Here is a 26,489-nt window from a genome sequence, read left to right as displayed (position 1 = left end):
TGTCAATTGATTTGACTTTTGATGAGGTGAAAAGTAATGAAAAGAATAGGTGTATTAACAAGCGGCGGTGATTCTCCAGGAATGAATCCTGCGGTTCGTGCTGTTGTGCGTAAAGCGATTCATGAAGGAATGGAAGTTTACGGTATTTATCAAGGATATCAAGGGTTAATTGAAGGGAATATTCGAAAGCTTGAAGTTGGTGATGTTGGTGATATCATTCAACGCGGTGGAACAATGTTATATTCTGCAAGATGTCCAGAGTTTAAAACAGAAGAGGGACGCCGTAAAGGTATTGAAAACCTAAAGAAGCATGGTATTGAAGGTTTGGTTGTAATCGGTGGAGATGGATCTTACATGGGAGCTGTTAAGCTAACTGAGCTTGGTTTTCCATGTGTAGGTATTCCAGGAACAATCGATAATGACATTCCAGGAACAGACTTTACTCTAGGTTTCGATACAGCTTTACATACTGTTATCGATGCAATTGATAAAATTCGCGATACGGCTACTTCACATGAACGTTCTTTTATTATTGAAGTAATGGGACGTAATGCTGGAGATATTGCTCTATGGTCAGGGCTAGCTGGAGGAGCTGAAACAATCTTAATTCCTGAAGCGAAAGATGAGTTCCAAGAGATGGTAGATCGTTTAAAGAAAGGCCAAGAGCGTGGTAAGAAACATAGTATTATCGTTGTTGCTGAAGGTGTAGCTACAGGAAACGAAGTAGCAAAACAGCTTGAAGAAGCTGCTGGAATTGAAACTCGCGTTACGGTTCTAGGGCACATTCAGCGTGGTGGATCACCAACAGCACAAGATCGCGTGTTAGGAAGTCGTTTTGGTGGCCGCGCCGTTGAGTTATTAATGGAAGGTAAAGGCGGGCGTGCAATCGGTATCCGTAAAAATGAAATTGTTGATTATAATATTATGGAAATCCTAGGTGAACCTCATCATATTGATGAGCGTATGTATCAACTATCAAAAGAATTATCAATCTAAACGATATAAAGGCGAGACTTCTTATAGAGGAGTTTCGTCTTTTTTTAGTTTCAAACCAGTACCTTCACAATGCTTACACTTTTTTGTGTAGAATATGCCAGGAATAATCATTACTTTCCCAAGCCCTTTGCAAAAGGTACATATCAGCTCAAACCCCATAATGCCATCATTCCTTTTATTTAGTATAGCATTTCTGTTTATTAGTATAACACAAAAGCGTAAATATTTTTAGAAAATTTAATTTTTATATCGCTTTCTTCAATGGAATAAAAAATAGTAGAGCTGTTATAATTGATAGAAAAGGAGTGAAGGACATGTTTAAGCGAATTTTATTAGCTTCAGATGGGTCTGAACACGCTGCTAGAGCAGCTGAAAAAGCGGTTGCTCTAGCAAGATTAACTGATCGAAGCTTTGTTCAAGTGATATATGCAGTAGAAGGAGATAGTAGGTTAAACACGCTTGGAAAAGATGAAGCAAGAGAAAAGCGTATCCAAACAACACAAGAAGTTTTAGAGAAATCTGATATAGAGTATGAAATTACGTTTATTCATGGAGATGCTGCTAAAACAATTATTCAATTTGCTAACAACAATCGCTTTGATGTTGTAGTAGTTGGAAGCCGAGGCTTAAATCCAGTAAAAGAAATGTTTTTGGGGAGCGTGAGCCATAAAATTGCTCAACATGTTAAGATACCCGTATTGATTGTAAAGTAGGAGAGAGCGCCAATGAATATGCAAGTTGAAGAGTTAAAGAAACGAATTGGAGAGGCAAGTCGGATTTGTGTCTTTACGGGAGCGGGAATAAGTACAGAGTCGGGCATACCTGATTTTCGCTCGCAAAACGGATTGTATCGAAAAAACCTAGAATTTTCAGATGTGATTTCCACTTCTTTTTATCAGAACAATCCGGTACTTTTTTGGGAGCTATTTAAAGAGATTTTTCGTGTGAAGCTGCTTGATGAATATGAACCTAACTCAGGTCATTACTTTATAGCAGAATTAGAAGAAGAAAAGACCGTGCATGTGATTACACAAAATATTGACGGCTTGCATCAGAAAGCAGGAAGCACGAATGTATATGAAATTCACGGAACAATTAAGCGAGCACATTGTCAAAAATGTGGAAGTGAGTTTGGGTTAAATTTTCTAACCAAAGTTGAATTACCGAGCTGTACGTCGTGTGAAGAGGCACTAAAGCCCAATGTAGTTTTATTTGGAGATTCAATTCACTGGTTTGAAGAAGCTGTAGAGGCAGCTTTACAAAGTGATTTATTTATTGTCATGGGTTCATCTTTGCAGGTAACACCCATTAATCAAATTCCTTTATTAGTTAGAAAACATGGTCAGGTACCAATGGTCATTATTAATAAAGAGCCAACTTACTATGATTATGTGTTTGATAATCAAATACACCTCCCAATCGGTGAAGTTGTAACGGCTTTAAAGAGTGGGAAGTGAAAAAGCACGCTATGGGCAGCGTGCTTTTTTTAAACTTCAAAATAGATAGCGAAGCAGAACACAGAAATGACCAGAAAAAACGCTGAATGCAACTTGCTTTCTTTAAACGTCAAAACAGCTTCAATAAATAAAAATAAACTTAGCATTAATTGAATGTATGGTAAATAAGCAATATAGTTGGTAGAATCACTGTTCTGAAAAGCGATTATTCCGTATACCACAGCTCCGATTAAAAAGGCATATTTTAATAGTTGTAATCCTTTAACTAACATCTTTGTGAGGTTCCTCCTTATTTAAAACCTAGGTCACATGATTATAACATATATTATATAGATGTAGACAAGTAAAGTGACGCGATATGTTTGACCATGGTCTATCTTTCATGAACTCAAAAGGATATGAACCACTTCTGAATACTGAATAAAAAATGTTTTATTTCTGATTTTTCAAATTCCTTGTTGACAGACTAAGAAAGTAAGTGTAATATTTTCCCTAGTTAATTAATTGAATATTCTTATCTCGAGAGGCGGAGGGACTGGCCCTGTGAAGCCTCGGCAACAGACTGTTAAAGTACTGTGCCAATTCCAGTAGCAATTTGCTTGAAGATAGGAGAAGAACCAATAACGACTATTAACCTCTTCTTATCTTTAAGAAGAGGTTTTTTATTTTGAACAGAAAGAGGGAATAGAACCATGACAAAGACATTAGTGAAAGCTCCATTTAAAGCTGATCATGTAGGGAGCTTTTTAAGAACAACTCCTCTCAAAGAAGCAAGAGAAGCCTATACAAATGGTCAGATTAGTAAAACGACTTTAAAATCTGTAGAGGACCAGGAGATTGAAAAGCTTGTCCAGAAACAAATCGAAGTGGGACTTAAATCTATCACTGACGGAGAATTTAGACGTGCATGGTGGCACTTAGATTTCTTATCAGGTCTAGATGGTGTAGAAGAGTTTGAAACGGAGTATATTAGTCAATTTAAAGGTGCCAAAACAAAAAATAAAGCAATCAAGGTAGTTGGTAAAGTAGATTTCAACCATCATTATATGCTGGAACATTTTACATTTTTAAAAGAAGCTGTTAAACAATATGGTGATGGAAGCCAAGTTGCTAAGTTTGCTATTCCAAGTCCCAACATGTTATTCACTCGAATTCAAGAGGATACTTACTACAATGGGGATAGAGAACAGTTTTATCATGACACGGTAGTTGCTTATCAAAAAGCAATTCAAGCTTTTTATGATGCTGGCTGCCGCTACTTACAGTTAGATGATACTTCATGGATTGATTTTGTTTCTGAAGAACGTATAGATGCAGTTGTTGAGAAGCTGGGTATGGATGTAAAAGATATTATTGATACGAGAGTCAACTGCTTAAACGATGCGATTTCTAAAAAGCCGGAGGATATGGTCATTACGATGCACATTTGTCGTGGAAACTTTAGATCTACGTATATTACCAGTGGTGGCTACGATACTATTTCAGATGCAATTTTTGCTAACTTGCATGTAGATGGGCTTTTCCTTGAATATGATGATAATCGTTCAGGAGATTTTGAGCCATTAAAAAGTTTTACACGTAACAACCAAACAGTTGTATTAGGACTAGTAACATCTAAATTTCCTACATTAGAAGATGCAGAGGTTATTAAACAAAGAGTTAAAGAAGCGAGTGCATCTATTCCTCTAGAAAACTTGTCACTGAGTCCACAATGCGGGTTTGCAAGTACGGAAGAAGGAAACGAACTAACAGAAGAAGAGCAATGGAATAAAATTAGTCACGTCATTAAAATTGCTCAAGATATTTGGGGCGCTAACTGAAGAATAAGAGTTGTTTCTTAATTTTACATAAGAATCCAATTAGATCTTTCTTTTCGTTGTAGTAAAATTGGAAAAAGCTGCGTCTATAAATGATGCAGCTTTTTTGTGTATTGATAGCGTAACTGCAAATTATCTACAGGTAACATAATATTTATTGGGTAAGATAGCGAACTGTCACGCTAAGGAAACGAAAGATTCTTGATAGATGTATTTACCTTGCAGAATGCTTAAGTTTCAGAGTTGACTTGCAATTGCCTTAAAGGTTTTTTATACACACCAAATGTCGAATAGTTTATTTCTTCATATAATAAAAATAATCAGTGATAAGTAGTTTAAGGAACTCATACTGTAATAATAAGTGAAAATTCTGTCATTATTGAAATGTAAAAGCTGAATATGTGAAAGGAATGTTCTTATTGGGAATCAGGAGTAGACTAGGGTTGTTTTTGTTAGGCATTTGTTTAAACGCAATTGCATTCGTTAGTCTTATCATGGAATTGAGTTTAGTTCCCATTCACGCAAGAAACGCAGGTGATTACCTAACAGTATTTTTAAGTGAGATGCCTATTTTTCTCTTTTTGATAGGCGTGATATGTGTTATTGTAAGCTTTTATATGCCTGTGAAAAGTAAAAAATAGAAGTGTCTTTTATAAAAGGTGTAAAGTATTTATACTTAAGATTCGTGTTAGAACACTGGCTAAAAGGTTTGACGACACAGTTTTTTACATTTAAAATAAAAAGAAATAACTATTTAGCAATAAAAAATGTTTTAAACTTTTAATCACTTAGGAGGTGACTCCTTACTCGTACTATTACGAGCTAAGGAACTTGATTGGACATATTTAACTTGATTTTATTAGCGGTACTGATTGCATTAACTGCCTTTTTCGTTGCTACAGAATTTGCAATTATTCGAATTCGTAGCTCTAGAATCGATCAATTAGTGGTGGAAGGGAGCAAAAATGCAAAAGCTGCGAAGCAAGTTATTACTAACCTAGATGAATATTTATCCGCTTGCCAGCTGGGAATTACAATTACAGCATTAGGCCTTGGGTGGTTAGGTGAGCCTACTGTAGCTCATATGCTTGAACCACTTTTTGAGCAACTTGGTATTGAAGGAGGATTATCTACCATCATTTCAGTTGCTATCGCGTTTGCTGTCGTTACGTTTCTACATGTGGTAGTTGGAGAGCTAGCTCCTAAAACGTTTGCTATTCAAAAAGCTGAAGCGGTGACTCTATTATTTGTAAAGCCGCTAATATTCTTTTATAAAATCATGTATCCTTTCATCTGGGTACTTAATGGCTCAGCTCGCTTGCTAACAGGTTTATTTGGACTAAAATTAGCATCAGAGCATGAATTAGCACATAGTCAAGAAGAGCTTCGCATCTTATTATCAGAAAGCTATAAAAGCGGTGAAATTAATCAATCAGAATTTAAATATGTCAGTAAAATCTTTGACTTTGATGACCGAGTGGCAAAAGAGATTATGGTACCACGAACAGAAGTGGTCTCAATTGATCAAGAAGATACGATTGAATATATTTTAGATATGGCAAAAGAAGAGCGATTCACTCGCTATCCTATTATTGATGGCGATAAAGACCATATTGTTGGTTTGCTAAACATGAAGGAAATCTTAACTGAGATTGTTATGAAAGATGTGCAGTCAATTCATTTAAAAGATTATATTCGTCCAATTATTCAAGTGGTTGAAACGGTCTCTATTCACGATTTACTGCTGAAAATGCAGCGTGAACGCATTCAAATGGCGATTTTAGTTGATGAATATGGTGGTACAGCTGGTATTGTAACAATTGAAGATATTTTAGAAGAAATCGTTGGTGAAATTCGTGATGAATTTGATACGGATGAAAAGCCTCTCATTCAAAAGGTGAAAGATTATCATTACATTGTGGATGGTAAAGTGCTTGTAAGTCAAATTAATGAGCTGCTTGGCATTCAAATTGATGATACAGAAATCGATACGATTGGTGGCTGGGTATTAACAGAAAAATATGATGTAAAGCAACAGGATATTATTACGTTTGAACAGTATGATTTTAAAGTGAAGGCAATGGAAAATCATCATATTCAATACGTGGAAGTCATCAAGCGACGTCAGGTAACCGAAGTTGTTTCAGAACCAATGCCAATCCCTGAAGTCGATCCTTCACAGGCGCTATCTTCATAAAAAACGCACGGTTAACCGTGCGTTTTTTTTGGTATAAACTATTCTCTAAAATTAGTAGTATAGGTGATTATTACCGCTATTAATCTGTCAAAAAATTTGCTTTAATATGATTATGAAAACTTTATTAAAATTCTCATCAATTACAATGTTGTCTGTCACTCTTGTTTTTGGATTAAATCATACTGCTCAAGCATCTACAGTACATACTGTTCAATCAGGAGATACTATGTGGAAAATTGCAGTGAAATACCAGGTAGGTGTTCAAGAAATTATTGATGCAAACCCAAGTATTTCGAACCACAATGTAATCTATCCTGGTCAAAAAATCAATGTGCCAAGCGTAAATACTACGGCTCAATCATTTGAAGCGCAGGTTGTAAAACTTGTGAACGAAGAGCGCGCAAAAGTAGGGGTAAAACCGTTGAAATCTAATTGGGAAGTAGCGCGAGTAGCTCGCTATAAATCTCAAGATATGATTGATAAAAACTACTTTAGCCATACTTCTCCTACATACGGAAGTCCTTTTACTATGCTGAAAAACTTTGGTATTTCCTATAAAACAGCAGGTGAAAACATTGCTGCTGGACAAGCGACACCAGAAGCCGTTGTGAAGTCATGGATGAACAGCGAAGGGCACAGAAAAAATATTTTATCCAGTAGCTTTACAGAAATTGGAGTAGGTTATGTTAAAGGCGGAAGCTACGGACATTATTGGACACAAATGTTTATCTCAAAATAAAATAGAAAGGAGAAAAGGTTGCTAATTTATTTAGCAACCCTTTTTTTTAACCGCGAGATCTTTCTAATATATTTGTATCTTGTTTAATGATATCTTCAGATTGTTGCACTACAAGAGCACGAGTTGGAAAAGCAAAGTCAACTCCTTCTTCTTGTAAAATGTCCATAATTTTAAAGTTTATTTTTTCTTTTACCTCTAAATAGTCAGCATAAGCTGTTGTGTTAGAAAAGAAGTATAGCAGAACATCAAGGCTCGATTCGTTAAAGGTTTCAAAATTAACAATAATCGTTTCCTTATGAATATCTTCATCTTCCATCAGCATTTGCTTAATCCGCTCAACTGAGGTTTCCAGCTTTTCTTTAGGTGTATTATAATTCAATCCTAAATGAAATGATATTTGACGTTTCCCCATTTTAGCCCAGTTTACAATAGGCTCATTTGATAGGGTTGCATTGGGAACTGTTACAAGCGCTTGAGCAAACGTTCGCACCTTTGTGCTTCGAAATGTAATATCTTCAACCACGCCTTCAACGCTTGGTGTTTTAATCCAATCTCCAATTGTAAAAGGCTTTTCTGTAATAATAACAACTCCGCCAAAAAGGTTGCTAACCGTATCTTTAGCTGCAAGGGCAAATGCTAGCCCTCCGAGTCCTAAGCCGGCTACGAATCCATTAACGTTGAAGCCCCATTCTTCACCAATAATGGAAGCAGATAAAACGACAACGATAATGCGAATAAATTTCTCAACAAATGGAATAACAATACGGTCTACTTGAACATCAAAATTTTTGGAGAAAGTTGAGAAAAAGAGAGCCGTTGAATCCGCTAGGTTGTAAAGTCCCCACCCTGCGAGAATAATAAAAGCAGAACGTATAATCTGGCTTTCACGCTCAGCCGTTAAAAGTTCAAACGGTAGATAAGGGAGCGCAAGCTGAATACCAATGATTACAAAAATCCACCTCATTGGCTTTTCAAATGCTTCTAAAATACTTGTGATAAGATCAATTTTTTTATTCTTAACAAACCCGATAATAAATTTAAATAAATAAGTTGTAAACAGTTTACGCAGCACAAGGAAAATTAAAAAAATCCCAACTGCTAAACCAATATTTTTCCAACCATCAACAGATGATAGTGAGTCAACAAAGTCCATATAAACCTCCTAATACGCAAACAATCTTGTATCTACTAAAATAGCATAACTTCACGGTTAAAGCTATAAAAGTCCATGCTGTACATTTATTCAGAAATATTTTTAAATAAAGCTTATCATGAAGGACTTTGCTATGTACTTATTTTAGTAAATAAAATAAGCAAATCTTTTAATGATGTAGCGGCGGGGCCGGATTTATTGGTGAATATAGTGATACATGTAGTTTACCCTCATCAGTCAGTGAAGCAAAGAAAATATCAGAGAGATTTTCAATATCTCGTGTTTTTAACTCGCTTAATAACCATTCTTTTGTCTGGTTGCAGTAAGTTAATACTTCCTCGTATATCTTTCCTTCAATAATTAAGGGATAAGCAAGATCTAATTGGTTATTTGCAATTTGCAAATCATCACGCGTCAAAAATTCTTTGGACGCTTTTTTTTGAACGGTTAATTGCCCGTTGGATTCAATAACAGCGATTTTAACAACACTGATATCAAAGACGTTACTTTGGCGAAGCATATATAAAATATTATCAATTGAGTATCGAATGCGCTTAAGATTCTCAATTAAAAATGCACCATCTTTAATTACAACAATTGGTTCAAATGTAATCTTTTTTCCAAATGAGCGCGAGTGAATCTTAAAGTAAGCAATAATTTTCTGGAAAATGGCAATCATAACAATTGCGATCGCTGTATGGATATGTTCAACTTTTGGGTCAGCAATATCTGCTCCTACAACAGCGCCAAGAGACATTAAAATAAGAAAGTCAAAGATGGGAAGCTCGCCGATTGAGCGTCTGCCCATAAACAGCGTCATAATAAGCAAGAGAGGTAAAATAGTAACAATTCTAGTCAATAGAATGAGGGAATCTTTTAATAAATCCATTGTAAAACTCCTTACTTTCTTAGGCTTTTCACTTAGTATGTATAAAAAAAGAGTTAATATGAATGAAAAAAGAAGCTCTGTATAAACAGGCTTCCATTAGTGATCTGTAAATAATAATTTCAAACCTAAAATGCCAAATACTGTACCTTGTATATACTTTAGTGATAACTGCACGTGACGGTTGTTTTTTGCACGCTTTCCAAGGTAAGAAGCGAAAAGTACTACAAGAGAAAAGACAACTAACGTTTCTAAAATGAAAATCATGCCGAAAGAGAACATTTGTAGTCCTACATAACCTAATGATGGGTTCACAAACTGAGGTAGAAATGTAATGAAGAATATAGCTACCTTTGGATTAGACAGATTGGTAAAAAAACCTTTTTTGAAAAATTGCGCTGTATTCATCTGAGTGGAAGTTAAAGATAAAGGCTCAGTTTTAGAACGAAATGACTGAATAGCTAAAAATAAAAGATAAAGCACGCCAACAATTTTTAAAATATTAAATGCTAATACGGACTGCTGAAAAATAATAGATAGCCCTCCAGCTGCCAAGAGCGTATGAATGAAAGTACCGGTAATGGAACCTAGTACTGTTTTCATTCCTGCTTTAACACCTGAGGTTAAGCTTTGAGTCAAAACAAATAGCATGTCTTGACCGGGAATTAATACAATTGTTAATGAAACAACTATGTAAGATAAAATCCAAGATAATGTCATAGTCACCCCTCCTGACATTGATTAAATCATGTCTTTATGACGATTCTCAAGAGTCTGTGCTAATGAAGTAATAAAGTAATTTGTTACTAAAATAAAGGAATAAAACGACTTGACGAATTTGTCTGATATAAATATAATTTACTTACATAAAGTAAGTAAATTATATAAAATAAATATTTGGAATTCCATTTTATATGAAAAAGAAGGAGAGAAAGAAATGTCATTTCATCAAAAGCCTCATACATTCGTTAGTCAGGTTGCGCTTCGTGTAAATAATATTTTAAAATCGCTGCGTTTCTATGAAGAAGTGCTAGGTTTTCAAGTTCTAACAAAATCCAGTATGAAAGCCGTATTAACAGCAGACGGAAAAACACCTCTCGTTACATTAGAGCAGCTTTCTAGTCCAGAACCAAAGCAGGAACGTAAAACCGGTCTTTATCATTTTGCCTTATTATTACCATCACGTGCAGCCTTAGGTGAGATTATTCGTCATTTAGTTAAAACAGGGTATCCAGTGCAGGGGGCTTCGGATCACTTAGTTAGTGAAGCGATATACTTAGCTGATCCTGATGGGAACGGAATTGAAATATATCGAGATCGATCTGATGCTAATTGGGAGTGGAATGATGATGAAGTTAAAATGGCTACGCTTCCCCTTGATGCTCAAGCTGTTTTAGCAGAAGCAACAAATGAAAAGTGGGAAGGGTTACCGGCTCATACAGTAATGGGGCATATTCATTTGCACGTCGCTGACTTAGAAGAAACGAGAGCGTTTTATGAGAAGTTAGGGTTTGATGTCGTTAGCAGTTTCCCTAACCAAGCATTGTTTATGTCTACAGGACGATATCATCACCATATTGGAGTGAATATTTGGAACGGAAGAGGCGCGAATGCACCGTCTGAAAAAAGTCCTGGAATGAAGTATTTTACAATTGAGTTTCCAGATGAAGAAAAGCGAGAGGTAGTGGTGGATCGTTTGAAAGATATAGGCGCAGTAATTAGTAAAGAAGATCAAGCTATCTTTACAAAAGATCCTTCACAAAATCAAATAAAGCTAGTTGTTCAATAAACTAAAAAAAGCGCATGGGAATGCGCTTTTTTTATACAATAAGCAAAAAGCCTGAAAAAATAGGTAAAGCAACAAGAGATGTTTTTAACACGGGTGTTGGTACGCGTTTTGTAAACTTGGCACCGATATATGAACCTACCATTGTTCCTACAACTACCTCAAATAATAATTGAATATCTAAGAAGCCCTGTTGATAATAACCTGTTCCTCCTCCAATGGCAATGGGAATAATGATTAACATGGTTGTCCCCGCTGACTTGTGAAGTGATAAACCAAGTACCATCATTAATCCAAGCTGAATGAATGGAGTGGATCCTATACCGAACATCCCGGATAAAAGCCCGGTTACTACCCCAATTAATATGGACGCAATTACAAAGTGAGCGCCCTGTGGTATTGGACGGTTGCCGTATTTCCTTGATAGCACAACGATTCGTACCCATAGTAAAACCCCTGATAAAAATAACATGCTGGCTGTTAGCCAAGTTAATTGTTCCTCTGGTATAAAGCTTGAAAAGTGCGAGCCGAGCCATGCTCCTAAAGCCCCTACAATCCCAACAATAATGCCTGATTTAAGTGAAACGTTTCCTTCACGATAGTGGCTGATAGCACCTGAAAGAGAAGAGAAAATCATTGCTGCTAGAGCAGTGGCTAAAGCGATATGAACGGGAACATTAAAAAATAATGTTAAAAGAGAGATAATAAATCCAGAACCTCCTGCTCCTACAAAGCCTAGAATAAGCCCAACAGCTAGCATTGTTAAAATAATTGAAATATGCATTTGAAGTATGCCTTCTTTCCATGTTGATTTCCACTTTTATTCTAACATATATTTAGCTTCACGAAAGACATAGAAGAAAGGAGGGAGAATATAGTAGAGGTACTAGGAACTTTTTGGCATAATGAAAGATAGGTTTGGTGTGAAAGGGGAGAACAATTAATGAAAACACGTGTTACGGAGTTACTAGGAATTCGCTATCCAATCGTTCAAGGCGGCCTTGCTTATCTAGCTTATAGTGAGCTAGCCGCAGCTGTATCAAACGCAGGTGGACTTGGACAAATTACGGCTATGACTTTAAAGACAAAAGAAAACCTTACCCGTGAAATTCATAAGGTTAAGGCGCTTACTTCTTTTCCTTTTGGTGTTAACTTTGCTGTTGGAGGGCAAACCGGCACTTCTTATGAAGAACTTTTAGAAGTAGCAATTACTGAACAAGTACCGGTTGTTTCTATTACAGGAGCGAATCCAGCGCCAATTATTGAAAAGTTAAAGGGCACTAGTATTAAAACGTTGGTGCTTGTCTCTAACGTAAGGCAAGCACAAAAAGCAGAAGAGCTAGGTGCAGATGCGGTTATGGCTGTTGGTCAAGAAGCTGGTGGGCATATTGGAAGAGATGATTTAGGAACGATGGTACTGATTCCTAGAGTAGCTCAAGCAGTGTCCATTCCTGTATTAGCCAGTGGAGGAATAGGAAACGGCCAAGGTCTTTTAGCAGCATTTGCTCTCGGAGCAGAGGGAATTGAAATGGGAACAAGATTTATTGCTACAAAGGAATGTGTACACGCAGGCGAACGTTACAAACAAGCAATTGTTGAAGGGACCGAAAGAGACACGATTGTTATCAAGCGTTCTTTGGGTGCACCCGGGCGCGTATTAAAGTCAGATTATACGCTTTCTATTGTAGAACGTGAGCATATGGGAGATCGGTACGAAGAATTACAAGACGTAATTAGTGGAAAAGCTAACTGCCGTTATATATACGAAAACAATGAAAAAGAAGGATTCGGCTGGGCCGGACAAGTTATTGGCTTAATTTCAACTATTCCAACTGTACAAGAACTTTTTAATCAAATGATAGAAGAATATGAAACCGCTCGCCATAGAGTGAATCAAATATCGCAATAATTCAACCAAATTTGTAACAAATTGTGAAAAAGCTATTTAAAAAAAGGTGAGAATGCAGTATTCTAACAAGTAGATAAGCAGAGCTAGTTGAAGAATATGTTGAAAGACCGGTGAATGAATGAGCTTTTTCACAAAAGATTTGTTAATTAACTTTTTATTTATATTATTACCATTATTTTTAGTTCAAATGTACTATTTATTAAAGTATGCAAAACAAATAGATTGGTTGAAAAATTGGACGATAGCAATATTTCCAATCCTTTCTATCTTGTTATGCATGCTTTTTCCTGTTGATGCCGTTATTGTCCCTGATAGATATAATATTGACCTTCGACGTATCCCATATATCTTAGGAACACTGTATGGGGGAGCGGGATTGGGAACCTTTCTTTTGGTATTGATTTTAACCATACGTTTTTTAATAGGCGGAGTAGGATTTTACGTTACGTTAATATCTTTACCAATTTTAAGTATCCCATTATTCATAATTGCGAAGAAATATTTAGCCATGTCTTTGCAACAAAGAATCATAGCAAGTACATTAATGAGTCTCGTAGGTGCACTTTTGGCTATGGGAGTCTCGATTTTTGTTTTTGATATTGCGCTGCCAACTTTTTTGTGGATTGAATTTGTTTGCTTAGATGTAATTGGTACGCTAGTTATTACGGTTCTATGGGAAGCTATTCGAACCAATCTATCAATTCTTAAACGATTGGTGAAAGCTGAAAAACTAGAAGTCGTCAGTCACCTAGCAGCAAGTATTTCACATGAAGTGCGCAATCCATTAACTGCTAGTCGAGGTTTTATGCAAATGCTAGGGGAAGATGAACAAAATCCCATAAAAAAGCGGTATTTATCAATTGCAATTGATGAACTTGATCGTGCGAAGGATATTATTGATGATTACTTACTCTTTGCAAATTCAGCCCCTGAGCGACCGGAACAAGTAGATGTAGGAGTAGAAATTCAACATGTTTTACAAATTATGAAACCACTTGCAAATATGAACGGTGTCGTTTTACCGCCTCCCTCTCTTTTGCATGGGCAAGCTAAGGTGTGTGGAGAACGAAAGAAGCTTCAGCAGTGTTTTATTAACTTAGTCAAAAATAGTATTGAAGCAATGCCTAATGGAGGGAAGCTCGAAGTAAAGCTGAAAAAAAGCGGAGAAACAGTTACGGTAGAGATTCATGATACGGGGTGTGGAATGACGAGTGAGCAGATTAGCCGGTTAGGCGAACCTTATTTTACAACCAAGGAAAAAGGAACGGGCCTAGGAACAATGGTTTCTTTCCGCATTATTCACTATATGCAGGGGAAGGTTCACGTGAAGAGTGAAAAAGGAAAAGGAACATGCTTTTCAATTGAGCTACCACTTTGTACAAAAACAGCACCTAAAATAGATTAATTTGATTTAGGTGTTTTTTTGTCTTGAAAAATCATTTTGAAAGCGTTACAATGTTCTCATAAGTTATCCGAAACGTTTTGGAGGAAGTGTAATTGACAACTATAAAAGATATTGCGAAAGTTGCAGGTGTCTCTATTACGACGGTATCTCGTGCATTAAATGGGTATTCCGATGTGAATGAAAAGACTAGGCAAAAGATTATAAATGTAGCTAAGAAGCTGAATTATAGCCCAAACACTTTAGCTCGTGGTTTGGTCATGCAAAAGTCGAAGACAATCGGTCTACTTGTTTCAGGAATTAGTCGAGAAAGTGTCAAAGATAATTTTACGTTTGAAGTTTTATGTGGAGTAAATGAAAGAGCCTCTCTTTTAGGCTATGATTTAATTTTATTTAATACCAATACAACAAAACAACGCGAAAAAACGTATACGCAGCTTTGCAAAGAAAGAAGAGTGGATGGGGCAATCATTCAAGGAATTAAAAAGGATGATCCGTATCTAACGGAAGTGCTTGAAAGCAACATTCCCTGTGTCCTTGTCGATATCCCGATTCGTTCCAATTTAGTTGGTTATGTGACAACAGATAACAAGCTAGGGGCTAAGAAAGCAGTTGAACATTTAGTGCAATTAGGACACGTGCACATCGGAATGGTAAACGGAAGTGAGGATGCGTTTGTGAGTCAAGAAAGGCTTAGAGGGTATCTAGACACGTTGGAAGAGCATGGTATTGATATACGTGAAAATTGGATTGTAAACGGGGAGTTTGAAGAAGCCGTTGCAGAACAACAAGCGTATGAGCTATTAAAAAATAACGAAGAAATCACATCTCTTTTTTGTGCAAGTGATTTGATGGCATTAGGTGCATTAAAGGCTTGTAAGCGTTTAGGGCGAAGTGTACCTGATCAGATTTCTATCGTGGGCTACGATAATATTGTGCTTGCTGCTTACTCATCACCTCAACTTACAACAGTAGGGCAAGAAGTGTATCAGATAGGATATGAAGCCGCAGATTTATTGATTGAGATATTAGAGAATCGTTCTACAAATATGGAGCGATATTTAGAAACAGAACTTATTATTAGAGAAACGACAGCTAAAAGCCACGAATAAGTGGTTTTTAATACAAGGAAAATCCGAAACGTTTCGGATTTTCCTTGTGAAGTAAATCCAAAACGTTTTGGTAAATAGGAGGAGTAGTAATGGATTATCGTGTAATTAAAGAAAATGATTTATTTCTGTTAACAGATCAAATGGGAAATATCACCAAAAACCATCAGTACGGTTTAGGTTTGTATACGAAGGACACTCGCTTTTTAAGTGGACTTAACATAAAGATAAATGGTGAGGATCCAATTCTATTAGCTTCAGATGCTGATGAAAATTATATGGCAACTATTCGATTAACCAATCCCCATATAGAAAATGAAGAAAACCTTATCTTATGGCGTGAATCAATTGAAATTTTACGTGAACGCTTTATTTATGACGGGGTTTTATATGAAACAATTAAGCTCAAAAACTACTTTCCAAAGCGTGTAGATTTTACGATTACAGTTCATATGGATGTTGATTTTAATGACATGTTTATTGTTCGAGGTTTTCAAACGGGTCATGTAGGAAAAAGAAGTGGACAAACCATTGGTGAGCAAAGCTTAGTATTTAAATATATGGGAGCAGATGATATTTATCGTGCTACAAATATTGCATGGGATCGTCCAGCAACTTTAGTAACGGAAGAAGGGCAAGTTGAATTTCATTTCTCATTAGATCACGAAGAGGTAGAAGAAGTTGTGTTCACTATTCAACCACAGATTGGACAGGAGGAACCTAAAGCTAAACTTCCAGTTGAGATAGCACTCTCTCAGCTAAAAGATTCATATACAAAGTGGGAAGAACAATCTACGAAAGTACAAACAGATCATGAATCACTTCAAAGGTTGATAAATCGAGGAATGAACGACCTGCGTGTACTATTAACTAACGTAGGATATGGAGAGTTCCCTGTGGCAGGATTGCCGTGGTTTGGCGTTCCATTCGGTCGAGACAGTTTAATTGCTGCTTTACAAATGCTTCCGTTCAATTCAAGCATTGCAAAGGGTACGCTATTAACTATGGCAGCATACCAAGGCGAAACTTTAAATTCATGGAGAGATGAACAGCCAGGAAAAATCATGCATGAAATTCGATATGGAGAGTTGGCTAATACGAATCAAATCCCATTTACGCCTTATTACGGAACTATTGATGCTACTCCTTTATTCCTTATTTTATTAACAGAATATGTAAAATGGACAGGGGATTTGAAGCTTGTATATAGGCTTGAAAACAATATTGAGAAAGCGCTAATGTGGATTGATGAATATGGAGATCGAGACGGGGATTTATTTTTAGAATATCACCAAGAATCTAGTAAGGGAATTGCCAATCAAGGTTGGAAAGACTCTGCGGATTCAGTCGTGCACAGAGATGGTGAATATGCGAAAACACCAATTGCTTTAGCAGAAGTACAGGGCTATGCATATCAGGCAAAAGTTGAAGTTGCAAACCTCTATGAGCAAATTGGAAAGAAGGAGAAAGCAGAGAAATTACGTAAGGAAGCAGTTCGGTTAAAAGAAAAATTTGAGCAAGAATTTTGGATGGATGACGTTTTATTTTACGCTATTGCATTAGATGAGCATAAGAAAAAAGTAGGAACAATCACCTCTAATCCAGGGCATATTCTATTTGCAGATATGTTAAATCCAGAAAAAGTAGAACACGTAGCAAACATGCTGTTATCCGATAAAATGTTTTCTGGGTATGGTATCCGTACAATGGGTAAGGGAGAGGCAGGATATAATCCAATGAGCTATCATGATGGAAGTATATGGCCTCACGATAACAGTATGATTTTGCTGGGGCTTAGCAAAGTCGGAAAACAGCGTGAAGCAAATAAAGTCATTGAAGGATTAATTGATGCATCAGCACATTTTGAATATGATCGCTTGCCGGAACTATTTTGTGGTTATTCCAAAACAGATGGAAAACCGGTAAAATATCCTGTCGCTTGCTCTCCTCAAGCATGGGCAGCAGGGACGCCGTTAACGTTTATTCAGACAATGCTGCAATTGTTTCCAAACAGTATGAAGAAGCAAATTGTTATTAATCCTGCTTTACTAGACAGCATGAATAACTTAACAGTTGAGCATATTCAAATTGGTCAAGGAATGCTTTCGGTACAAGTAGTTAAAGAAAAGGGTGAACAAGTGTTAAAAGTCTTGGAAAACTCGACGGGCTATAAGGTTGTAACAAGTTGTCGCACGGTGAATTGTTCATAATCGTTTTAGGGTCGAGTGGAGAAGTCTACTCGACTCAGAAATGACGGAGGAGGAATGATTGATGAACTATAAAAAGTGGTTAATGACGTTCAGCATACTTTTGGTTGTAGCAATTACCGCTTTAGTAGGGTGTTCAAATGAACTCAAAAGCAGTGTTAAGAAAACCGAAGTGGTGTTAGCTGGCTGGGGAGGAAATCCTGAAGAAATGCGATTGTTGAAGCAAACAATCGCTGAATTTGAAAAGAAGCATCCAGAAATCTCTGTAAAACATGAAGTCATTACTGATCAATACATGGATATTTTAAAAACACGTTTAATTGGAGGCAATGGACCGGATGTTTTTTATTTAGATGCGTTGGAAGCGCCTGGCTTAATTGAAACGGGAATTGTTGAAAACCTAAACCCTTACGTGACGGAGAAATTTGATGTTGAGGACTTTGAAACCCCAATGTTGAAAGCGTTTCAAAAAGATGGTAAGACGTATGGGTTTCCAAAGGATTATTCAACTTTAGCACTTTTTTATAATGAAAAACTTTTTAAAAAAGCAGGAGTAGAAGTTCCAACAACCTGGGATGAACTCATTGAAGTGTCAAAGGTGTTCGAAAAACAAGGTATCAAAGGTCTAGGCGTATCACCTGAGTTAGCAAGGCTTTTCTATATTGCTGAATCAAATGGTGGCGATGTTGTAAAAGATAACAAAGCTAATTTTGCAAGCAAGGAAGTAATAGATGCTTTACAACCTATTGTTAATCAGTATCAAAAGGATAAAACATCTGTTCAGCCATCTGATGTTGGAGCTAATTCAGGTACTGATATGTTTGCTCAAGAAAAAGTGGCGATGGTAATAGAGGGAAATTGGATGATACCATTCCTTGATCAATCGTTTACCCATTTAGAGTATGGTACTGCTGAAGTACCAACAGTTAACAAAAAGCGAGGAACTATGGCTTTTGCAGTGGGATACGTGATGAATGCAGAATCCAAACAAAAAGAGGCATCATGGAAACTCATTGAATATTTAACAGGAAAGAAAGGGATGGAAATTTGGACAAGCAAAGGTTTTGCTTTACCAACAAGAAAGTCCGTTGCAGATAGACTGGGGTATATAAATGATGAAAAAAGAAAAGCACTTGTTGCTGGAGCTTCCTATGCAACTGTGTGGCAGGATGGTCCATACCTCCCTATCATCATGAACAATTTTAATAACCAATTTTTAAGTGCGTTTCTTGGACAAAGTGAGTTAAAAGAAGCGCTACAAAAAGCAGAAGAGCAGGCAAACAAAGAAATTAGCATCTACGAATAAAGCAAGCTCAACAATGGAGTGGATAAAATGAAAAAAGCTAAAAGACAAAAACAACAGTATAAGCTACGTGATATTGGTCAAGGCTACGGATTTATGTCACCAACGCTTTTTGTATTATTGTTATTTGTAATTACTCCCATCTTCTATGCTATCTTTCTATCGTTAAATAAAGTCCAGCTACTAGGTGGTACTGAATTTAGCTTTCGAGGGCTAGAAAACTATATGAAGGTGTTAGAGGACGACAAAGCACATATTGCGCTTTGGAACACGCTGAAATATGTAATTGTTGTTGTGCCTGCACAAACTATTTTAGCTTTGGTATTAGCAGCTACGTTAAATGCAGGACTAAAAGCAGAGAAATTTTTTAGAATCATTTATTTTCTACCAACACTTACGTCATCTGCTGTTTTAACGTTGATTTTCATGTGGATGTATAATCAAAACGGATTAGTTAACCAATTTTTAGCTATATTAGGACTTCCTACATACAATTGGTTAGGAGACCCTCAAGTAGCACTTGTTGCAATCATGATTATGAATATTTGGGCAACGGCGCCGTTTTATATGGTCATCTACTTAGCTGCGTTACAAGATGTACCAGACTCTTTATACGAAGCAGCACAGCTGGATGGGGCCAATGCTTTTCAACGATTTTGGCATATTACCGTCCCAAATTTACGGCCAATCACATCATTTGTAGTCATTATGGGTCTCATTGGAACATTCCAATTGTTTGATCAATCATTTATCTTCTCGGGAGGATCTGGAGGTCCAAATAACTCAACGCTTACCGTTGTTCTGTTAATTTATCAATATGCATTTAAAAATTTAGGAACGATGGGTTATGCAGCTGCTTTAGCATTTTTATTGGCGTTTGTCATTTTAATTGCGACATTAATTCAGCGTAAATTTTCAAAAGAAGAAAGCATGTATTAAGGAGGGGAAGATATGAAAAAGACCCAAAATGCCTGGAAAGTTATTGCTTATGTTGTTTTAACAGTATACGCGCTTGTTACGTTGATACCTTTTATTTGGGCAATGTCAGCCTCTTTTAAAACGTTAGAAGAAATTGTTTCAGGAACGATGAACTTTATACCAAAAGATTTTACTTTCGAAAATTATAAGCAAATTTTTATTGAACAAAAACTGTTTCCTCGCTGGTTATTTAATAGTTTGTTTATAGCTATTGTTGGAACAGCTTTAAATTTACTGTTTAATTCTATGGCAGGATATGCACTTGCTAGGCTGAGCTTTCCTGGGAAAAAGAGCATATTCATGATGATTTTAGCCGTACTTATGATTCCAGGACAAGTTACTATGATCCCTAATTTTTTAATTTTAAAAGAGCTTGGCTGGTTAAATACGTATCAAGGAATGATTGTACCGGCAATGGTAAACGCAACGTTCATCTTTATGATGCGACAATTTTTTATTAATTTTCCAAAAGAGCTTGAAGAAGCAGCGGAACTAGATGGGTTGTCTAAATTTGGAACATTCTTCAAAGTAGTTCTTCCACTGGCAAAGCCGGCTCTAGCTGCGCAAGCAATTTTTGTGTTCATGGGCTTTTGGAATGATTTTATGCGACCTTTAATTGTTATGTCAGATACGGAAATGTTCACGCTAACTCTCGGCCTTAATACGTTCAAAGGTCAATATATTAGTTATTGGAACTATATTATGGCTGCGTCAATGGTCTTTACATTACCAATGTTATTGCTATATGCCTTTTTTAATAAATACTTTGTTAAAGGTATTTCGTTTACAGGGGGAAAATAAATCGGTGCTTAGAAGCATGTGCAGATTGTTAATCAGCGCATGTTTTTTTTTACGTAGAAAAGAAAAAGTTCTATTTGAAATTTTATTTTAATAAGTGTAATTAGTTATTGAAATTTTATTTTAATCAAATTATAATGAATGTAAATTTAACTGTTTTACAGGAGGAAAAGTCATGGATAGAAAACTAACAATACTAACAACAGAATCTCGCAACGAACGCACAATGAATATCGATGCTGAAAATACAGCTGATATTTTACGTATTATGAACGAAGAAGATCAAAAAGTAGCTGTAGCTGTTAATGCAGTTTTACCAGATATCGAAGCAACCGTTGAATATGTCGTCCAGTCTTTAAAAGCCGGTGGTCGACTCATTTATATCGGCGCTGGTACAAGTGGTCGATTAGGTGTTCTAGATGCTGTCGAGTGTCCTCCTACTTTTAGTACGCATCCATCCGCTGTACAAGGAATTATGGCTGGAGGAACAGGTGCATTTACAAAAGCAGCTGAAGGAGCAGAAGATAGTGAAGAAGGCGGTGTGCAGGATCTACAAAGAATTGAATTAACAAGTGCTGATACGGTTATTGGAATCGCTGCTAGTGGAAGAACCCCGTATGTAATTGGAGCTTTGCGGTATGCGAAAAGCATTGGAGCGAAAGCCATTGCCTTATCGTGTAATGAAAATGCAGCTATTTCGCAAGTGGCGGATCGAGCAATAGAAGTAATTGTAGGCCCTGAAATTTTAACAGGATCAACACGTTTAAAGTCTGCAACAGCTCATAAAATGATTTTAAATATGATTTCAACGGCTTCTATGATTAAACTCGGAAAAGCATATGGAAATTTAATGGTTGACGTAAATGTAAGTAACTACAAGTTAAAAGAACGAGCAGTTGGAATTATCGAAAAAGTAACGGCAGCACCATATGAAGAAGCGAAAAAAGCGCTAGAAGAGGCTAATAATGAAGTGAAGACAGCTATTGTTATGATTAAAACGCAAACAACAGTTGAAGAAGCACGAACTCTCCTAGAAAAAAATGATGGGTACGTTAGAAAAGCAATCGAGCACAGCAAGTGAAAAGGAGAGAGAGAAATGGCGACAGGCGGATTAAGAATCATTCACGCTCTACTTCCACAGCTACCTGCTTCTGAGAAGAAAATCGCAGAATATATTTTAGCTCAACCTGAAGCCGTGATGGATTACACAGCTGGTGAATTAGGTTCATTAGCAGGTGCTAGCGGAGCTGCTGTTATTCGCCTTTGTAAATCGTTGGGTGTAAAGGGGTTTCAAGATTTAAAGGTTCGGATAGCAGGAGATTTAAGCACAAAAGTGGAGCAAGGATATCGTGATATTACACCTCACGATACGATACAATCTATTGTAAAAAAAACAACAATTAATAGCGTTCAAAGCATTAGTGATACTTCTGAGCTATTACAGCACGAAGAAATTGAAAGAGCCGTTAGCGCTTTAAGCAAGGCAAGAACCATACACTTTTTTGGTGTTGGAGCTTCTCACATCATTGCCATGGATGCGCAGCAGAAGTTTTTACGAGTGAATAAGGGAGCGACAGCCTTTACTGATGTGCATATAGTAGCGACTTTAATTGCAAATGCAGGAGCTGATGATGTTGTCGTAGGGATTTCTTTTTCAGGAGAAACATCTGAGGTTATTAATATTTTATCCTTAGCAAAAAAGCGAGGTTTAACAACCATTAGCTTAACAAAGCAAGGGTTATCGTCAGTATCAGCTCTAACAGATATTTCACTTCATACTTCCTATACAAGAGAAGCGCCGTTTCGAAGTGCAGCTACTTCATCAAGGTTGGCTCAGCTTTACGTCATTGATACACTGTTTTTGGCCATGGCAAGTACGAAATATGATGAAACTGTTGGATATATAGATCGTACAAGAGAAGCAATTCAATTCTTAAAAGATAAACAAAAGTAAGGTTCTATACATCAAAACTTTGGAGAAACAGTAAAACAAAGGGGGAGCTAGCATGTCAACAGAAAATAAAGTGTTAGCAAAATCAATATTAGAAAATCTCGGAGGCGCTAGTAATATTAACGAATATACTCATTGTATGACGCGTTTAAGAGTAAAAGTAATAGATGCCAGTCTAGTAAACTTAGACACTATTAAGCGTACGGAAGGTGTATTAGGAGTCGTAGAAGAAGAGACGCTTCAAATTATTTTGGGACCGGGTAAAGTTACGGTGGTAACAGAAGCATTTGGTCAGCTGATAGATGAAGCCGGTGGTCTTGATTTAAGCGAACGAGCTGCTCAAAAGAAGAGTGAACTAAAAGCAAAAAATCAAACACCGTTTAAGCTGTTTTTACGAAGAATCGCAAGTATTTTTATTCCATTAATTCCAGCTCTTGTAGCCTCTGGATTAATTACAGGAATTACAAAGTCAGTTGTGCAGGCAGAGTGGTTAGCAGCAGATTCACAGCTGGCTTTAATTCTAACAGCTATTGGAAGCGGTTTATTTGCTTATCTAGGTATCTTAGTTGGGATTAACGCAGCAAAAGAGTTTGGTGGATCACCAGCTTTAGGAGGTCTGGCTGGTATTTTAGTTATAAATCCAGCGGTGGGAGACATTCAGCTTTTTGGAGAAGCGTTATTGCCTGGTCGAGGCGGTTTAATTGGCGTATTATTTGCCGCTATTTTTATTGCCATTGTTGAGAAAAAAGTTCGACCGTTTGTACCTCAATCTTTGGATATTATTGTAACACCTACTGTAGCTCTTCTTGTTACTGGAATTGTTACGTATATCGTCTTTATGCCTCTTGGAGGATTCATTTCAGATTTAATTACAAAAGGGTTACTGAGCGTGCTTGACTTAGGAGGGATTGTGGCTGGCTTTGTACTAGGAGCAGCATTCTTACCGCTTGTTGTAACGGGACTACATCAAGGGTTAACGCCTGTCCACTTAGAACTCATCAATTCAATCGGGGATGACCCTTTATTACCTATTCTTGCGATGGGCGGAGCGGGTCAAGTAGGAGCCGCTTTTGCTATTTATGCAAAGACAAAGAAAAAACGTTTAAAACGAGCAATTGGTGGAGCGTTACCTTCAGGAATGTTAGGAATTGGTGAACCACTTATCTTTGGAGTAACACTGCCACTAGGACGACCGTTCTTAACGGCTTGTTTAGGTGCTGGAGTTGGAGGTGCTTTCCAAGCATATTTTAATATTGCAACTGTTGCGGTAGGGGTTTCAGGGTTACCGTTAACGTTCCTTGTTCATGCACATCAAATTATTTTATATCTAGTTGGATTATTGATTGCATATATAGCAGGATTTTTATTCACATACGGATTTGGATTTAAAGATGAAATGGCAGGAGAGTTCGATTGATAGGTATTTCTTTTTATTTAAACGATCAGTTCGCTGAACAAAGAATTATGGAAGCAAGTAAAAAAGGTGTGAAGCGAGCGTTTACCTCGCTTCACATTCCTGAAGAAACAGGCCATCTTGCTCAAAAAGCTAAACATTTACTGCAAGTAGCAAAACAGCATGAAATGGAAGTTTATGCTGATGTTTCTAAACATACACCTATTCATCTGCAGATTCCTCAATTAGAAGATTTAGTCACCTTAGGCGTAACGGGTATTCGGTTAGACGATGGGTTTGAAGTAGAAGATATTATTTACCTTTCTCAGTTTTTTAAGTTAGCTGTTAATGCCAGTACAGTGTCAGAAAGCTTTCTTACTGCGTTGGTTACAGCAGGCATAGAAGCAAATCAGTTAGTTGGATGGCACAACTTTTATCCAAGACGTGAAACGGGATTGGATGAAGTGTTTTTTCGACAGCAAAATCACATGTTTTTTCAACAGCAGATTCCAGTCATTGCGTTTGTGGCAGGGCAAAAAGAAAAACGAGGACCTTTGTTTGAAGGGTTACCTACTTTAGAACAGCATCGTACCACAAACACGCTGTTAGCAGCAGTCTGTCTAGTCGAAGAAGGGATTAGCAGTATTTATATTGGAGATCCTGAATTCAATGAAGAGATAGTAAATGCGTTAGCCGATTGGAATAAGCATAGGATATTAACTCTTCGTATGGTGACGGAAACGCTGCCAGCATGTACATACCAACTACGTCCTGATCGCTCACGAGACGTTGTGCGATTACAAGGAACGCGTACAAGTCAGAGCATAAAGCCAAGTCAAACAATTAGGCGACCGCGAGGAACCATTACGATGGACAATGAGCGGTATGGAAGATACCAAGGTGAAGTTCACATTGGTTTGAATGACTTGCCGGCTGATGAGCGAGTTAACGTAATAGGACATATTCATCCAGAAGATATAGAGTTATTAGAACTTGCTCAGCAAGCCTATAGTCTCAGGTTAATAAGAGAATAAAAGATTTTTATTTGCAAAACCTAATAGGTATCCTTTTTAGACATTTTATACTCTGCAGCATGAGAAGGAACCATTTCAAACTATAAACGAAATGGAGCGGATTATAAATGAAGAGATGGTCAATGGGAGTTTTAATAGCTGTTCTTTTAGTTAGTATAGCAGTACCTTTTTTCACTTCACCCAGTGAAGCAAAGGGACCTGGGAAGAAACAGAGTTTTAAGTTAGGTGTTGAAGTTCTTTTAGAAGATGAGTTACAACTTTTAGAAGGAAAAAAAGTAGGACTCATTACAAACCCAACAGGTGTTAATCAAGAGCTTAAAAGTATTGTTGATATTTTTAATGAACATAAAGCTTTTGACCTTGTCTCACTATACGGACCAGAACATGGAGTGAGAGGAGATGCTCAAGCTGGTCAGCACGTAGAGTTCTATATTGATCAAAAAACGGGGCTTCCTGTGTACAGTTTGTATGGTCCAACTAAAAAGCCAACGCCTGAAATGCTAAAGGGTGTTGAAGTGCTGGTTTTTGATATTCAAGATGTAGGAACTCGCTTTTACACTTATATTTATACAATGGCCTACGCAATGGAAGCTGCAAAAGAAAATAACATTCCTATCGTTGTTCTAGATCGACCGAATCCCTTAAGTGGTCAGAAGATAGAAGGACCGGTTTTACAAGAGGAGTATACTTCATTTGTTGGCATGTATCCTATTCCAATTCGTCACGGTATGACAGTAGGTGAATTAGCACAATTATTTAATCAAGAGTTTAATATTGGAGCTGATTTAAACGTAGTCAAAATGAAAGGCTGGAAACGATCAATGACAGCAAAAGATTTGCCTACAGAATGGGTTGCTCCCTCACCAAACATGCCAACAGCAGATACAGCACTTGTATATCCGGGAGCTTCGTTAATTGAGGGTACAAATGTTTCAGAGGGAAGAGGAACAACTAAGCCATTTGAAACCATTGGAGCACCTTTTATTAACGGAGGTAATTTAGCTGAAGAGCTCAATAAACTTGCACTTCCAGGCGTGACGTTTCGTCCATCCTATTTCACTCCTTCTTTCTCTAAGCATAGTGGCAAACTTTCAGGAGGAATTGAAATTCACGTAATTAATGAAACAACATATGAACCTGTTAAAACAGGGGTAGCAATTGTAAAAACTATTCATGATTTATACCCAAACCACTTTGCGTTTAACGCTGGAAATAAACCATTCTTTGATTTGCTAGCGGGCAATAATTCAGTTAGGGAAAGCATTGAAAGTGGAAAGTCAATTCAAGAAATTGTCGCAGAGTGGAAGCCGGAGATAAACGAATTTCAAAAGTTGCGAAAAGGATATTTACTTTATAAATAAAATGAAAAGGAGA

The 26,489-nt window shown here is 37.0% G+C and carries 24 protein-coding genes and 1 riboswitch; of the genes, 19 read left to right on the top strand and 5 right to left on the bottom strand.

Annotation, left to right across the window (positions count from 1 at the left end; all coding sequences use genetic code 11):
- Positions 1-36 precede the first annotated feature (36 nt).
- The 3 genes from pfkA (at position 37) to LZP85_RS12390 (ending at position 2,453) form a co-directional block, all read left to right on the top strand.
- Positions 37-996 (top strand): 6-phosphofructokinase, encoded by a 960-nt coding sequence (gene pfkA, locus LZP85_RS12400; protein WP_025911412.1) that lies wholly within the window; start codon positions 37-39, stop codon positions 994-996.
- 314 nt (positions 997-1,310) lie between these two features.
- Complete coding sequence (locus LZP85_RS12395; RefSeq protein ID WP_025911410.1) at positions 1,311-1,709, top strand: universal stress protein; 399 nt, start codon at positions 1,311-1,313, stop codon at positions 1,707-1,709.
- 12 nt (positions 1,710-1,721) lie between these two features.
- Complete coding sequence (locus LZP85_RS12390) at positions 1,722-2,453, top strand: NAD-dependent protein deacylase (protein ID WP_025911409.1); 732 nt, start codon at positions 1,722-1,724, stop codon at positions 2,451-2,453.
- Between the two features lie 29 nt (positions 2,454-2,482).
- Here the strand turns inward: LZP85_RS12390 and LZP85_RS12385 are convergent, their stop codons facing one another.
- Positions 2,483-2,725: a hypothetical protein gene (locus LZP85_RS12385; RefSeq protein ID WP_025911407.1), complete on the bottom strand. Its 243-nt coding sequence runs from the start codon at positions 2,723-2,725 to the stop codon at positions 2,483-2,485.
- Positions 2,726-2,964: 239 nt separating this feature from the next.
- Positions 2,965-3,065, top strand: a riboswitch (SAM riboswitch).
- Between the two features lie 80 nt (positions 3,066-3,145).
- On the opposite strand from LZP85_RS12385, the gene LZP85_RS12380 reads away from it, so the two are divergent.
- The 3 genes from LZP85_RS12380 (at position 3,146) to safA (ending at position 7,206) form a co-directional block, all read left to right on the top strand.
- Entirely contained in the window at positions 3,146-4,273 is a 1,128-nt protein-coding gene (locus LZP85_RS12380; RefSeq protein WP_226639021.1) for a 5-methyltetrahydropteroyltriglutamate--homocysteine S-methyltransferase, read from the top strand.
- An 832-nt stretch (positions 4,274-5,105) separates the two neighbouring features.
- Positions 5,106-6,467 carry a hemolysin family protein gene (locus LZP85_RS12375; RefSeq protein ID WP_119543887.1) on the top strand — a complete coding sequence of 454 codons (1,362 nt, stop codon included), beginning with the start codon at positions 5,106-5,108 and terminating at the stop codon, positions 6,465-6,467.
- 112 nt (positions 6,468-6,579) lie between these two features.
- Positions 6,580-7,206: a SafA/ExsA family spore coat assembly protein gene (gene safA, locus LZP85_RS12370; protein WP_182840867.1), complete on the top strand. Its 627-nt coding sequence runs from the start codon at positions 6,580-6,582 to the stop codon at positions 7,204-7,206.
- A 46-nt stretch (positions 7,207-7,252) separates the two neighbouring features.
- Here safA and LZP85_RS12365 read toward each other — a convergent pair whose 3' ends face one another.
- The 3 genes from LZP85_RS12365 to LZP85_RS12355 form a co-directional block, all read right to left on the bottom strand.
- On the bottom strand, positions 7,253-8,359 hold the full coding sequence (locus LZP85_RS12365; protein WP_025911397.1) for a mechanosensitive ion channel family protein: 1,107 nt from the start codon (positions 8,357-8,359) through the stop codon (positions 7,253-7,255).
- A 169-nt stretch (positions 8,360-8,528) separates the two neighbouring features.
- A complete protein-coding gene (locus LZP85_RS12360) occupies positions 8,529-9,248 on the bottom strand; it encodes a DUF421 domain-containing protein (protein ID WP_025911396.1) in 720 nt (239 codons plus the stop codon).
- A 96-nt stretch (positions 9,249-9,344) separates the two neighbouring features.
- A complete protein-coding gene (locus tag LZP85_RS12355; protein ID WP_025911394.1) occupies positions 9,345-9,965 on the bottom strand; it encodes a LysE family translocator in 621 nt (206 codons plus the stop codon).
- Positions 9,966-10,182: 217 nt separating this feature from the next.
- Here LZP85_RS12355 and LZP85_RS12350 point away from each other — a divergent pair, with 217 nt between their 5' ends.
- Entirely contained in the window at positions 10,183-11,034 is an 852-nt protein-coding gene (locus LZP85_RS12350; protein ID WP_061785274.1) for a VOC family protein, read from the top strand.
- A gap of 31 nt (positions 11,035-11,065) precedes the next feature.
- On the opposite strand, the gene LZP85_RS12345 is transcribed toward LZP85_RS12350, so the two are convergent.
- Complete coding sequence (locus LZP85_RS12345) at positions 11,066-11,815, bottom strand: sulfite exporter TauE/SafE family protein (RefSeq protein ID WP_206782503.1); 750 nt, start codon at positions 11,813-11,815, stop codon at positions 11,066-11,068.
- A gap of 159 nt (positions 11,816-11,974) precedes the next feature.
- On the opposite strand from LZP85_RS12345, the gene LZP85_RS12340 reads away from it, so the two are divergent.
- From LZP85_RS12340 to LZP85_RS12285, 12 genes are all read left to right on the top strand, one after another.
- Positions 11,975-12,940 (top strand): NAD(P)H-dependent flavin oxidoreductase, encoded by a 966-nt coding sequence (locus tag LZP85_RS12340; RefSeq protein WP_061785268.1) that lies wholly within the window; start codon positions 11,975-11,977, stop codon positions 12,938-12,940.
- Positions 12,941-13,058: 118 nt separating this feature from the next.
- A complete protein-coding gene (locus tag LZP85_RS12335; protein ID WP_206833559.1) occupies positions 13,059-14,345 on the top strand; it encodes an ATP-binding protein in 1,287 nt (428 codons plus the stop codon).
- A gap of 92 nt (positions 14,346-14,437) precedes the next feature.
- On the top strand, positions 14,438-15,454 hold the full coding sequence (locus LZP85_RS12330) for a LacI family DNA-binding transcriptional regulator (RefSeq protein ID WP_226639019.1): 1,017 nt from the start codon (positions 14,438-14,440) through the stop codon (positions 15,452-15,454).
- An 89-nt stretch (positions 15,455-15,543) separates the two neighbouring features.
- On the top strand, positions 15,544-17,661 hold the full coding sequence (locus LZP85_RS12325; RefSeq protein ID WP_119543306.1) for an amylo-alpha-1,6-glucosidase: 2,118 nt from the start codon (positions 15,544-15,546) through the stop codon (positions 17,659-17,661).
- A gap of 61 nt (positions 17,662-17,722) precedes the next feature.
- Positions 17,723-18,964: an ABC transporter substrate-binding protein gene (locus tag LZP85_RS12320; RefSeq protein WP_226639017.1), complete on the top strand. Its 1,242-nt coding sequence runs from the start codon at positions 17,723-17,725 to the stop codon at positions 18,962-18,964.
- Between the two features lie 93 nt (positions 18,965-19,057).
- A complete protein-coding gene (locus tag LZP85_RS12315) occupies positions 19,058-19,900 on the top strand; it encodes a carbohydrate ABC transporter permease (protein WP_119543309.1) in 843 nt (280 codons plus the stop codon).
- 12 nt (positions 19,901-19,912) lie between these two features.
- A complete protein-coding gene (locus LZP85_RS12310; RefSeq protein ID WP_119543304.1) occupies positions 19,913-20,740 on the top strand; it encodes a carbohydrate ABC transporter permease in 828 nt (275 codons plus the stop codon).
- 172 nt (positions 20,741-20,912) lie between these two features.
- The gene (gene murQ, locus LZP85_RS12305; RefSeq protein ID WP_119543303.1) at positions 20,913-21,818 is read left to right on the top strand and encodes an N-acetylmuramic acid 6-phosphate etherase; all 906 of its coding nucleotides are present in this window, start codon (positions 20,913-20,915) and stop codon (positions 21,816-21,818) included.
- A gap of 15 nt (positions 21,819-21,833) precedes the next feature.
- Positions 21,834-22,691 (top strand): MurR/RpiR family transcriptional regulator, encoded by an 858-nt coding sequence (locus tag LZP85_RS12300; RefSeq protein ID WP_025911383.1) that lies wholly within the window; start codon positions 21,834-21,836, stop codon positions 22,689-22,691.
- Between the two features lie 52 nt (positions 22,692-22,743).
- Entirely contained in the window at positions 22,744-24,105 is a 1,362-nt protein-coding gene (locus LZP85_RS12295; RefSeq protein WP_119543302.1) for a PTS transporter subunit EIIC, read from the top strand.
- Positions 24,102-25,115 carry a MupG family TIM beta-alpha barrel fold protein gene (locus tag LZP85_RS12290; protein WP_025911381.1) on the top strand — a complete coding sequence of 338 codons (1,014 nt, stop codon included), beginning with the start codon at positions 24,102-24,104 and terminating at the stop codon, positions 25,113-25,115. The genes LZP85_RS12295 and LZP85_RS12290 overlap by 4 nt, the downstream gene beginning before the upstream one ends.
- Before the next feature lie 107 nt (positions 25,116-25,222).
- Positions 25,223-26,476 carry an exo-beta-N-acetylmuramidase NamZ family protein gene (locus LZP85_RS12285; protein WP_119543301.1) on the top strand — a complete coding sequence of 418 codons (1,254 nt, stop codon included), beginning with the start codon at positions 25,223-25,225 and terminating at the stop codon, positions 26,474-26,476.
- The last annotated feature ends 13 nt before the right edge of the window (positions 26,477-26,489 follow it).

Origin of the sequence: Priestia flexa, assembly GCF_021441905.1 — a bacterium.
GTDB lineage: Bacteria > Bacillota > Bacilli > Bacillales > Bacillaceae_H > Priestia > Priestia flexa.
This window is presented reverse-complemented; position numbering and strand designations above follow the sequence as displayed.

Excerpts from the sequence above, each read along its gene's own strand:
- LZP85_RS12295 (WP_119543302.1), top strand. The coding sequence starts at position 22,744 with ATGTCAACAGAAAATAAAGTGTTAGCAAAATCAATATTAGAAAATCTC.
- LZP85_RS12340 (WP_061785268.1), top strand. The coding sequence starts at position 11,975 with ATGAAAACACGTGTTACGGAGTTACTAGGAATTCGCTATCCAATCGTT.
- LZP85_RS12355 (WP_025911394.1), bottom strand. The coding sequence starts at position 9,965 with ATGACATTATCTTGGATTTTATCTTACATAGTTGTTTCATTAACAATT.
- LZP85_RS12360 (WP_025911396.1), bottom strand. The coding sequence starts at position 9,248 with ATGGATTTATTAAAAGATTCCCTCATTCTATTGACTAGAATTGTTACT.
- LZP85_RS12310 (WP_119543304.1), top strand. The coding sequence starts at position 19,913 with ATGAAAAAGACCCAAAATGCCTGGAAAGTTATTGCTTATGTTGTTTTA.
- pfkA (WP_025911412.1), top strand. The coding sequence starts at position 37 with ATGAAAAGAATAGGTGTATTAACAAGCGGCGGTGATTCTCCAGGAATG.
- LZP85_RS12285 (WP_119543301.1), top strand. The coding sequence starts at position 25,223 with ATGAAGAGATGGTCAATGGGAGTTTTAATAGCTGTTCTTTTAGTTAGT.
- murQ (WP_119543303.1), top strand. The coding sequence starts at position 20,913 with ATGGATAGAAAACTAACAATACTAACAACAGAATCTCGCAACGAACGC.
- safA (WP_182840867.1), top strand. The coding sequence starts at position 6,580 with ATGAAAACTTTATTAAAATTCTCATCAATTACAATGTTGTCTGTCACT.
- LZP85_RS12395 (WP_025911410.1), top strand. The coding sequence starts at position 1,311 with ATGTTTAAGCGAATTTTATTAGCTTCAGATGGGTCTGAACACGCTGCT.
- LZP85_RS12325 (WP_119543306.1), top strand. The coding sequence starts at position 15,544 with ATGGATTATCGTGTAATTAAAGAAAATGATTTATTTCTGTTAACAGAT.
- LZP85_RS12315 (WP_119543309.1), top strand. The coding sequence starts at position 19,058 with ATGTCACCAACGCTTTTTGTATTATTGTTATTTGTAATTACTCCCATC.
- LZP85_RS12345 (WP_206782503.1), bottom strand. The coding sequence starts at position 11,815 with ATGCATATTTCAATTATTTTAACAATGCTAGCTGTTGGGCTTATTCTA.
- LZP85_RS12385 (WP_025911407.1), bottom strand. The coding sequence starts at position 2,725 with ATGTTAGTTAAAGGATTACAACTATTAAAATATGCCTTTTTAATCGGA.
- LZP85_RS12300 (WP_025911383.1), top strand. The coding sequence starts at position 21,834 with ATGGCGACAGGCGGATTAAGAATCATTCACGCTCTACTTCCACAGCTA.
- LZP85_RS12335 (WP_206833559.1), top strand. The coding sequence starts at position 13,059 with ATGAGCTTTTTCACAAAAGATTTGTTAATTAACTTTTTATTTATATTA.
- LZP85_RS12320 (WP_226639017.1), top strand. The coding sequence starts at position 17,723 with ATGAACTATAAAAAGTGGTTAATGACGTTCAGCATACTTTTGGTTGTA.
- LZP85_RS12365 (WP_025911397.1), bottom strand. The coding sequence starts at position 8,359 with ATGGACTTTGTTGACTCACTATCATCTGTTGATGGTTGGAAAAATATT.
- LZP85_RS12380 (WP_226639021.1), top strand. The coding sequence starts at position 3,146 with ATGACAAAGACATTAGTGAAAGCTCCATTTAAAGCTGATCATGTAGGG.
- LZP85_RS12390 (WP_025911409.1), top strand. The coding sequence starts at position 1,722 with ATGAATATGCAAGTTGAAGAGTTAAAGAAACGAATTGGAGAGGCAAGT.
- LZP85_RS12350 (WP_061785274.1), top strand. The coding sequence starts at position 10,183 with ATGTCATTTCATCAAAAGCCTCATACATTCGTTAGTCAGGTTGCGCTT.